At 71.9% G+C, this 9,684-nt stretch carries 6 protein-coding genes; 3 read left to right on the forward strand and 3 right to left on the reverse strand.

The genetic code is table 11. The features are described from left to right. Positions 1-11: 11 nt before the first annotated feature. Entirely contained in the window at positions 12-755 is a 744-nt protein-coding gene (locus ACFYUV_RS47285; RefSeq protein ID WP_387681745.1) for a hypothetical protein, read from the reverse strand. Between the two features lie 198 nt (positions 756-953). On the opposite strand from ACFYUV_RS47285, the gene ACFYUV_RS47290 reads away from it, so the two are divergent. Next, on the forward strand, positions 954-2,513 hold the full coding sequence (locus ACFYUV_RS47290) for a cellulase family glycosylhydrolase (protein WP_387681748.1): 1,560 nt from the start codon (positions 954-956) through the stop codon (positions 2,511-2,513). Positions 2,514-2,639: 126 nt separating this feature from the next. Here ACFYUV_RS47290 and ACFYUV_RS47295 read toward each other — a convergent pair whose 3' ends face one another. Then, positions 2,640-3,218, reverse strand: coding sequence for a TetR/AcrR family transcriptional regulator (locus tag ACFYUV_RS47295; protein ID WP_387681751.1), 579 nt, complete (start codon positions 3,216-3,218; stop codon positions 2,640-2,642). Between the two features lie 143 nt (positions 3,219-3,361). Between ACFYUV_RS47295 and ACFYUV_RS47300 the strand changes: the two genes are divergently transcribed. Together ACFYUV_RS47300 and ACFYUV_RS47305 are read left to right on the forward strand one after the other, a co-directional pair. Further along, positions 3,362-4,891, forward strand: a complete 1,530-nt coding sequence (locus ACFYUV_RS47300) for an MDR family MFS transporter (RefSeq protein WP_387681764.1) — start codon at positions 3,362-3,364, stop codon at positions 4,889-4,891. A gap of 162 nt (positions 4,892-5,053) precedes the next feature. Continuing rightward, positions 5,054-7,957 (forward strand): ATP-binding protein, encoded by a 2,904-nt coding sequence (locus ACFYUV_RS47305; RefSeq protein ID WP_387681754.1) that lies wholly within the window; start codon positions 5,054-5,056, stop codon positions 7,955-7,957. Here ACFYUV_RS47305 and ACFYUV_RS47310 read toward each other — a convergent pair. After that, positions 7,954-9,684: M28 family peptidase (locus ACFYUV_RS47310; RefSeq protein ID WP_387681757.1), on the reverse strand; the 1,731-nt coding region annotated here is incomplete at its 5' end. The genes ACFYUV_RS47305 and ACFYUV_RS47310 overlap by 4 nt on opposite strands.

A 9,684-nucleotide genomic window follows, 5' to 3' on the forward strand; every position in this document is an offset into this window, starting at 1 on the left:
TCCATCGTCGGCTAGTTGATGTCAACTATAGAGGCGTCAGCCCGCCATCCCCACGAGGAACGCCGCCGGGACCAGCGCGACCGTGAGCACGAGCGCCCACCAGCGGGCGCGGGGCCCGTCCGGAGCACCGCGACGCCCATGGGCGCCAGCGCGACGACGAGCCCGGCCAGCGCGGCCAGCGCGATCGGGTCGCTGCTGCCCTTGAGCACGCCGAGCGGCAGCCCGGCCGCCAGCGCCAGGGCGACGCACCTGGCCACGCCGGCCGGCCCGGCCCCGAGGGCCCCGGCACGGAAGGCGCCCACGGCCAGCACGACCCAGCCGCCCATGATGCAGACGTTGACCGCCTTGAACACGTGGAAGGCCCCGTACGTGCCGGCGACGACCCGCTCGGCCGCCTCCGGGCCGAGCGCGTCCACCAGCTGGAACGCCAGATGGCTCACCCCGGCGTGGAACACCCTGCCGAACAGCCCCAGCACCGCCAGCGTCACCCCCCACCTGGCCAGAGCCGGATGGGTGACGGCGATCATCCTGCCGAGCGCGGTCACCGCCGGCCACAGCAGCACGGCGCCCGCGGCGTACAGGCTGTAGGACAGGACCATGCGGCCCGGGTCGGCGGCGTAGGCGGCGAGCTGGCCGGGGAAGAAGTCGTCGGCGCCGAGGCGGACGAGGACTCCGGCGAGCAGCAGCGCCGGTCCGAGCACCAGCCCGGCGCCCTCCACCCAGCGCCCGGGGATCGTCATGCGCGTGATCGTCATGCCCGCCATTCAAGTGACGGACGCGTCCGGGCACATTGGCGCGGCCGCGAGGACCCGTACTCCACCTGGCACTACCAGGGCATGAAAGTTTCAGGCGTTCCCGCAGGTCAGACGGGATGACGGGCGTCCTCGCATTGACGTGCCCGAACGCGGCGGCCGAGCATGACGCCGCGTTCCCCCTCGCGGAAAGGGCACCCCATGCAGACCTCGAAGGCGGCACTGACCGCCCTGGCCACGGTGGTGGCCGGAGCGGCTGTCGCCGTCGCGCTGACCACCACCCCGGCGGGCGCGGCGACCGGAACAGGGACCGGCTACCTGCACACCAGCGGCAACAAGATCCTCGACAGCACCGGGGCGACCGTCCGGCTGACCGGGATCAACTGGTTCGGCATGGAGACCGACAACAAGACCTTCCACGGTCTGTGGTCGAGCAACCCCTGGAAGAGCCAGATCGACAAGATGGCCTCGCTGGGCTACAACACGCTGCGGGTGCCGTACTCCAACGACGCGCTCAAGCCCGGGGCCACCGCCACCGGGATCAACGACTACGTCAACCCCGACCTGGTCGGCCTGTCCCCCATGCAGATCCTCGACAAGGTCGTGGACTATGCGGGCGTCAAGGGCATGCGGATCATCCTCGACCGCCACCGTCCGACCGCGGCCGGCCAGTCCCCGCTCTGGTACGTCAGCGCCACCCCCGAGAGCACCTGGATCAACGACTGGAAGACCCTGGCCCAGCACTACGCGAACAACCCGACGGTCATCGGCGCCGACCTGCACAACGAGCCGCACGCCGAGGGCACCAACCCCAACGCGACCGGCGCCTGCTGGGGCTGCGGCGACCAGGCCCGCGACTGGCGCCTGGCGGCCGAACGGGCGGGCAACGCCGTCCTGGGCGTGAACCCCAACTGGTTGATCTTCGTCGAGGGCGTGAGCTGCCCGAGCGGCGGCCTGTCGAACGTCTGGGACAACGACCCCGGCAATGACGAGGACTGCGGCTGGTGGGGCGGCAACCTGTCGAAGGCCGGCCAGTACCCGGTACGGCTCAACGTCGCGAACCGCCTGGTCTACTCACCGCACGAGTACGCCACCTCGGTCTACCACCAGACCTGGTTCGACGCCCCCGACTACCCCGCCAACATGCCCGCCATCTGGGACAAGTACTGGGGATACCTGTACAGGCAGAACATCGCGCCGATCATGATGGGCGAGTTCGGCACCACGCTGGCCTCGAACGTCGACAAGGTCTGGCTCCAGGAGCTCATGAAGTACACCGGCACCGGGGTGAACGGCATGTCGTTCACGTACTGGTCGTGGAACCCGAACTCGGGCGACACCGGCGGCATCGCCAATGACGACTGGACCACGATCAACCAGGCCAAGCAGGACATCCTGCAGCCGTACCTGATCCCGCCGGCCGGGGGCGGGGGCGACCCCACGACGTCGCCGACGGCGACGCCGCCGGGGCAGTGCACGGTCGGCTACAAGCAGACCAACGCCTGGCAGGGCGGCTTCCAGGGCGAGGTGACGGTGAGGAACACCGGGACGTCCCCGATCAACGCCTGGACCGCGACCTGGACGCTGCCCTCGGGCGTCACCCTGAACAACGCCTGGAACGCGGTGGTGGCGGTCTCGGGCGCCACGTGGACCGCCAAGGGGCCCGACTGGGCGCGGAACCTGGCGCCGGGGGCGTCGGTGGCGATCGGCTTCACCGCCAACGGCACGGCCGCCACCCCCGCGAACACCACCTGCTCCTGACCCCGCCTCCCCGCGAACACCACCTGCTCCTGACCCCGCCTCCCCGCGAACACCACCTGCTCCTGACCCCGCCACCCGTTCCCTGCTCCCACTCCCGCCCGCGTTCCCGCATCGGGACGCGGGCGGTCAGCTGAACGGGCGGGACATCTCGTCGAGCATCTCGGCCATGACCTCCCGCAACGAGCGCGACTGACGCTCCTCGACCCACAGGTGCGACCCGAGCCGCAACGCCGTGAGGAACCCCGCCGCCATCACCTGCGGACGCACCGGGCTCTCCCGCCCGGAGATCGCCTGGGCCAGGTCGCGCTCCAGCGCCGCGTGGTTGGCGAGCTGCCGGGCCAGCAGCGACGGGTGCCGCTTGGCCAGACGGGCGCGCACGGCCCACTCCCGCGCCGGCTCGCCCACCTCCTCGAACACGTCGTCGATCGCCCCGCAGAGCGCCTGCCAGGCGGTCCGGCCGGCCGGCTGGGCGCCCACCTTCTCGACCAGGTCGCGGATGCGTTGCTCCTCGCCGTAGAGGACGGCGTCCTCCTTGCCGGCGAAGTAGTTGGAGAACGTGCGGCGCGAGATGTTCGCGGCGTCGGCGATGGTCTCGACCGTGACGGCGTCGAGGCCGTGCTCCCCGACCAGCCGCATGGCCGCCTCGTGCACGGCCTGCCGCGTCTCGGCCTTCTTGCGTTCGCGCAGCCCGCCGGTGCTGTCCATGATGCGCCAAGCCTACCGTCCGGGAATATATGCTCAGCGGGCAAACTTTCCCATTGGGCATTGTTTTACGTAGGAGGAGGCCGCGCATGAGCGCACCGACCGTCCCGGCCGCGCCGCCGGGTCAGATGAGCCATCGGCAGATCATGGAGGCCCTGAGCGGGCTGCTGCTGGTCCTGTTCGTGGCGATGATCAGCGGCACGATCGTGTCGGTCGCGCTGCCGCAGATCATCGGCGCCCTGAACGGCACGCAGTCGCAGTACACCTGGGTGATCACCGCCTCGTTGCTGGCGTCCACGGCCTCCACCCCGATCTGGGGCAAGCTGGCCGACCTGTTCAGCAAGAAGCTGCTGTTGCAGATCTCTATCGTGATCTTCATGGTCAGCTCGGTGGCCTGCGGCTTCGCCCAGGACACCGCCCAGCTCATCGCCTTCCGCGCCCTCCAGGGCCTCGGCATGGGCGCGCTGCAGGTCCTGGTCCAGGTGATCATCGCGGCGATGATCAGCCCCAAGGACCGGGGCAAGTACAACGGCTACCTCGGCGGCGTCATGGCCGTCGCGACCGTGGCCGGGCCGCTGCTCGGCGGCCTGATCGCGGACACCTCCTGGCTCGGCTGGCGCTGGTGCTTCTTCGTGGCGGCGCCGTTCACCGTGGTCGCCTTCCTCCTGCTGCAGAAGACCCTGCGGGTGACCCACGTGCGCCGCGAGGGCGTCAAGGTCGACTACGTCGGCGCCACGCTGATCGCGGTCGGCGTGAGCGTGCTGCTCGTCTGGGTGACCTTCGTCGGCAACTCCTTCGACTGGCTGTCCTGGCAGACCGCCGCGATGGTGCTCGGCGGCGTCGCCGTCCTGGCGGTCGCGACCTGGGTGGAGACCGTGGTCAAGGAGCCGGTCGTGCCGCTGCACGTCATCCGCCGCCGTACCCCGGCGCTGGCCATCCTGGCGAGCCTCGCGGTGGGCATGGCGATGTTCGGCGGCTCGGTCTTCCTCGGCCAGTACTTCCAGATCGGCCGCGGCTACAGCCCGACCGAGGCGGGGCTGCTGACGATCCCGATGATGCTCGGCGTGCTGCTGTCCTCGGCGATCTCCGGGCGCATGGTGTCGAGGAGCGGGAACGTCAAGCCGTACATCGTCACCGGGGCGGTCGTGCTGACCGCCGGGTTCCTGGTGCTGTCCACGATGGACCACCAGACCTCGCTCCTGCTCATCGCCGGCGCGATGGTGCTGGTCGGCGCGGGCGTCGGCATGTCGATGCAGAACCTCGTCCTCGCGATCCAGAACACCGTGCCGCTGCGCGAGCTGGGCGCGGCCAGCGGGGCCGTGACGTTCTTCCGCTCGCTGGGCGGCACGGTGGGCGTGTCGGTGCTCGGCGCGGTGCTGGCCAACCAGGTCGCGACCGGCATCGCCGAAGGGCTGGCCAAGATGGGCATCGACCCGGCCAAGGCGGCCGCGGGCGGCAGGAGCACGCTCAACATCGCGGCGCTGCCGGAGCCGTTCAAGGGCATCGTCAGGGCCGCGTACGGCGACGCCACCGGGCACATCTTCCTGATCTCGGCGGGCATCGCCGTGATCGGCGTGATCGCCACCCTGTTCCTCAAGCCGGCCAAGCTCCGCGACAGCGTGGACCTGGCCGAACCCGCCCCGGCGGGCGACGGCAGGACCCCCGTCGCCTCCTGAGGCGCCGCCCGCGCGGGACGGGGCGGCCGAGGGCGCCGGGATCACCGGCGCCACCAAGGGCACGGCATTTGACCGGAAAACAGAGGGTTGACCCGCGCTGACCCGTGATGGATAACAGTATTCCGACAGGGGGAGTAAACCTGCACTGTTACGGAGACCCCGATGACAAGCCTGGCTTCTCCTGGGTTGATCGGGCGTGACGCCCAGTTACGCTCACTCGTCGACGCCATCACCGGCCCTCCGGCCGTCATCCTCGTGCAGGGCGAGGCGGGCATCGGGAAGACCCGGCTGGTCAGGGCCGCGCTCGACCTGTTGCCCGACGGCGAACGCACCGTCCTGATCGGCCATTGCCACCAGATCCGCGAGCCGTTCCCGTACGGCCCGGTGTTCGACGCGCTGCGGCACGTCGGGTGCGCGCTGCCGGAGACGGGCACGCTCAACCCGGTCACCGGCGCCCTGCGCGGCTACCTGCCGGAGCTGGCCGGGCACCTGCCGCCGGTGCCGTCGCCGCCCCCGCTGGACGACCCGCGCGCCGAGCGCCACCGCCTGTTCCGCGCGGTGCACGCGCTGCTGGCCGCGGCGGCCCCGGCGGTGCTGGTGATCGAGGACCTGCACTGGGCCGACGACGGCACCCGTGACCTGCTGCGCTTCCTCACCGACCAGCCGCCGGCGGGGCTCGCGCTGGTGGTGACGTTCCGCCGGGAGGGGCTGCCGGTGCCTGGGCTGCCGTTCGGGCGGGCGTACCGGCGTCCGCCGGGGGTGCGCAGCGAGGTGATCTCGCTGACGCCGCTCGACGTCGAGGGGGTGCGCCGCCTGACCGGGGCGCTGCTCGGCCGTTCCACGCTGACCTCCGACTTCGTCACGAAACTGCGCGACCGCACGGCGGGGGTGCCGTTCGTGATCGAGGAGGTGGTGCGCTCCTTGCTCGACGACGAGGGCCAGTTACTCGGCGGCGAGGAGGAGCCGGAGGTCCTGGAGCGCATGGCGGTGCCGCTGCTGCTGCGCGAGGCGATGACCGAGCAGCTCACCGGGCTCTCGCCGGCCGCGCTGCACGCCGTGCACGTCGCCGCCGTGCTCGGGCTGCCCGCCGACGAGCAGCTCATCGCCGCCGTCTCCGGCCACCCCCTCGGCGACGGGCTCAGCCAGGCGCTCAAGGCCGGCGTGCTGCTCGAACAGCACGACGGCCAGTACGGCTTCCGCCACGCCCTCGCCCAGCAGGCCGTCTACGACGCGATCCCCGGCCCCGACCGGCGGCTCACCCACCAGCGGGCGGTGACCGCGCTGTCCGTCCTCGAACCGCCGCCGCTCGTCCAGCTCGCCTACCACGCCAGGCGCGCGGGCGACTTCGAGTCCTGGCAGCGGCACGGCCCCGCGGCGGCCGACCAGGCCGCCGCCATCGGCGACATCCCGCTCGCCGTCGAGGTGCTGGCCGGCATGCTGGCCGACCCGAAGCTGCCGCACGACGCGCGCGGCCCGCTCGCGCTGCGGCTCAGCCGGGTGGCCGCGATCGGGCTGTCCTACCGGCGGGTGGTGCGCTCGCTGCGCCACCTGCTGGCCGAGGACTTCCTGTCCCGGCACGTACGCGGCGAGGCCCGGCTCAACCTGGGCGTGCTGCTGTCCAACCAGGCGGGCGTGGTCGCCGCCGGCCGTCAGGAGATCCTGCTCGCCCTGCCCGACCTGCACGACCGGCCGAGCCTGGCCGCGCGCGGGCTGGCGCTGCTGGCGATGCCCGCCTGGGGCGACGAGCCGCTGGCCGTCCACGAGGAGTGGATGAACCGGGCGGAGAAGCTGCTGGCCACGGTCGAGGACCAGGATCCGGAGCTGACCGCAGCCGTGCACGCCAACAAGATCAGCCTGGCCATGATGCTGGGCTCGCCGGACGCCTTCGACCTGGCCGCGGCCCTGCCCGCGAACGACCCGTCGGCGGCGGTGCGCAGGCAGGTGGCGCGCGGCTACGCCAACCTGTTCGACGCGGCCATCGCGCTCGGCCACTACGCGGCGGCCGAGCGCTTCGCCGACCAGAGCAGGCGCATCGCCGAGGAGACGGGCGCGCAGTACCCGGTGTTCCTGGTGGAGATGTCCTCGATCCGGCTCGCCCTGCTCACCGGGCGCTGGGAGGGCCTGCGGGAACGGGCGGTCGCGGCGGTCGAGATGACGGCCGAGGCGCCGCTGCTGGCCGTGGACGCCCGGCTCGTGCTGGGCATGCTGGCCCTGGCCAGGGGCGAGTGGGAGGAGGCCGCCGAGCACCTGGTGGCGGCGGGGGTCAACGACGTGGAGTCGGGGTTCCTGCCGGTCGCCGCCGTGGCCTCGGGCGGCCTGATCGAGCTGCACCTGACCCGCGACTGCCCGCACGAGGCGCTGGCCGAGGCCGAGCGGGCGGTGGCCAGACTGCGGCGCAAGGGCATGTGGGTGTGGGGCGACCAGCTCGTGCCCCCGGCCGTGACGGCGCTGCTGAGGGCCGGACGGGCGGAGCAGGCCGAGGACCTGGTGGCCGAGTTCGCGGCGGGCATCGAGGGCCGCGACGCCCCCTCCGCGCACGCCGGCCTCGACGCGGCGGCCGGCGCGCTGGCCCTGGACCGGGGCGCGTACGAGGAGGCGGCCAGGTGCTTCGCCAGGGCGCGGGCCGCGTACGAGGCGATGCCGAGGCCCTACACCGTGGCCAGGACGGCCGAGTCCGAGGCGGCGGCCCGGCTGGCGACCGGCGACCGGGCACGGGCCGCCGACCTGATCGCGGACGCCTGCGAGCGGTACGCCGGCCTGGGCGCGACCCACGACGCCGCCCGCTGCCGCCACCTGCTGCGCGAGATCGGGCCGGGCAGCGCGCCGCGCCGGGGCAGGAAGGGCCGCAGCGGGGTGTTGTCGCCGCGGGAGGCCGAGGTGGCCAGGCTGGTCGCGCTGGGCCGGACGAACAGGGAGATCGCCGAGGTGCTGTTCCTGTCCCGGCGGACGGTGGACACGCACGTCGCGCGGGTGCTGCAGAAGCTCGGCGTGCGCACCCGCAACGACGTGAAGGAGCCCCGGCCGGACGACCGGCCGGGGCTCCTCAACCCTGATTCCGACGGTTAGACCGTGATGCTCCAGGAGTCCAGGAAGCCGGTGTCACCGGCGTAGACGTCCTCGATGTCGAGCGTCCAGGTGCCGGCGGCCTGCTGGCTGACCGGGATCGAGAAGGTCCTGGTGCCGTACTGCGTGCAGGTGGTGCCGCCGTAGGCGTCGACCACGTACCAGGTGCCGCTCGGGCCGCGGAGCCAGATGTCGAGGTCCTCGGCGCAGGTGTGGCTGATCGTGATGGACACCTTGACCGGGGAGGCCGCGGTGCCCGTCGCGGTGGACGTGATCGAGCTCTGGGTGTTGGAGTAGTCCCTGATCTGGTAGTCGGTGTCGTTGGTGAACGTCCGGCCACCCGAGGTGCCCTGGACGGTCAGCGCGTACGACGTGGTGTGCGTCGCCGTCTCGCCGGTGCCGGTCACGGTGATCGTGTAGCTGCCCGCCGGGGTGGTGGGCGAGGTCGCGATCGACAGGCTGGACGAGCCGCCCGACGTGATGCTGGCCGGGTTGAACGAGGCCGTGGCGCCGGTCGGCAGGCCGCTCGCGGACAGGTTCACCGTCTGGGCGGTCCCGTTCGTGGTGGTCGAGCCGATCGTCGTCGTGGCGGTGGAGCCGGCCTGCACCGTGCCCGAGCCGGGGTTGGCGGAGAGCGAGAAGTCACGCGGCTGGGTGGTGCCGCCGACCGCCTGCTTCCAGATGGCGTACGCCGCGGCGTCCGCCGCCCGGTCGAGAACGGTGTCGTTGATGTTGGAGGTGGTGTCGCAGGAGGAGTGGTAGCAGGAGTCGTAGGCCCGGTTGGCCGTGCCGCCCCACTTGGTCGCCTGCGCCGACGTCTTGGTGGCGCTCGCGCCCGCCGCCACGCCCGAGCTGGCGATGCCGGCGTTGCGGAAGGAGGCGTCGTCGGACCGGTTGGCGCCCTCGGTGTTCTCCTCAGGCTGCAGGTTCAGCTTGTCGTAGAACTCCTTCAGGTAGGACGCGCCGGTGGTGGTGATGTTGTTGATGAAGTAGCCACCGTTGGGCGAGCCGACCATGTCGTAGTTGTAGTAGACCTTGATCTTGGACCGGTCGGTCGAGCTGAGCGAGGCGACGTAGGCCTCGGAGCCGTTCAGGCCCTGCTCCTCGTCGGTCCACCAGCCGAACCGCACGTGCTTGGTGAGCGTGGGGTTCTTCTGGGCCAGGGTCAGCGCGACCTCCAGGAGGGTGGCCGAGCCGGAGCCGTTGTCGTTGATGCCCGGTCCCGCGGACACGCTGTCCAGGTGGGCGCCGGACATGATGACCTGGTTGGCGTCGCCGCCGGGCCAGTCGGCGATCAGGTTGGGGCCGGCGCCGCTGGTGCAGTAGGAGACGCTGCAGGTCTGACGGGTCACGGTGTACCCGGCCGCCTGGAGCTTCTGCTCGACGTAGGAGACCGACTGCAGGTAGCCCTGGCCGGTGGACCTGCGGTTGCCGCCGTTCGCGGTGGCGATGCTCTGGAGCTGCGCCAGGTGCGTCTTGACGTTGGCGAGACTGACGTCAGGCGGGTCCTGGCCGCCGGGGCCGCCGGTGCCGACCGTCAGGGTGTACGTCGCGGTGTGCGTGGTGGAGCCGGTGCCGGTGATGGTGATCGGGTAGGTGCCCTGGGCGGTGGAGGCGCCGACCGACAGGGTCAGGGTGGAGGAGTTGCCGGAGGTCACCGAGGCCGGGTTGAAGCTGGCGGTGGTGCCGCTGGGCAGCCCGGAGGCGGTCAGGTTGACGGTCTGGGCGCT

Source organism: Nonomuraea sp. NPDC003560 (assembly GCF_042878785.1).
Lineage (GTDB): Bacteria > Actinomycetota > Actinomycetes > Streptosporangiales > Streptosporangiaceae > Nonomuraea.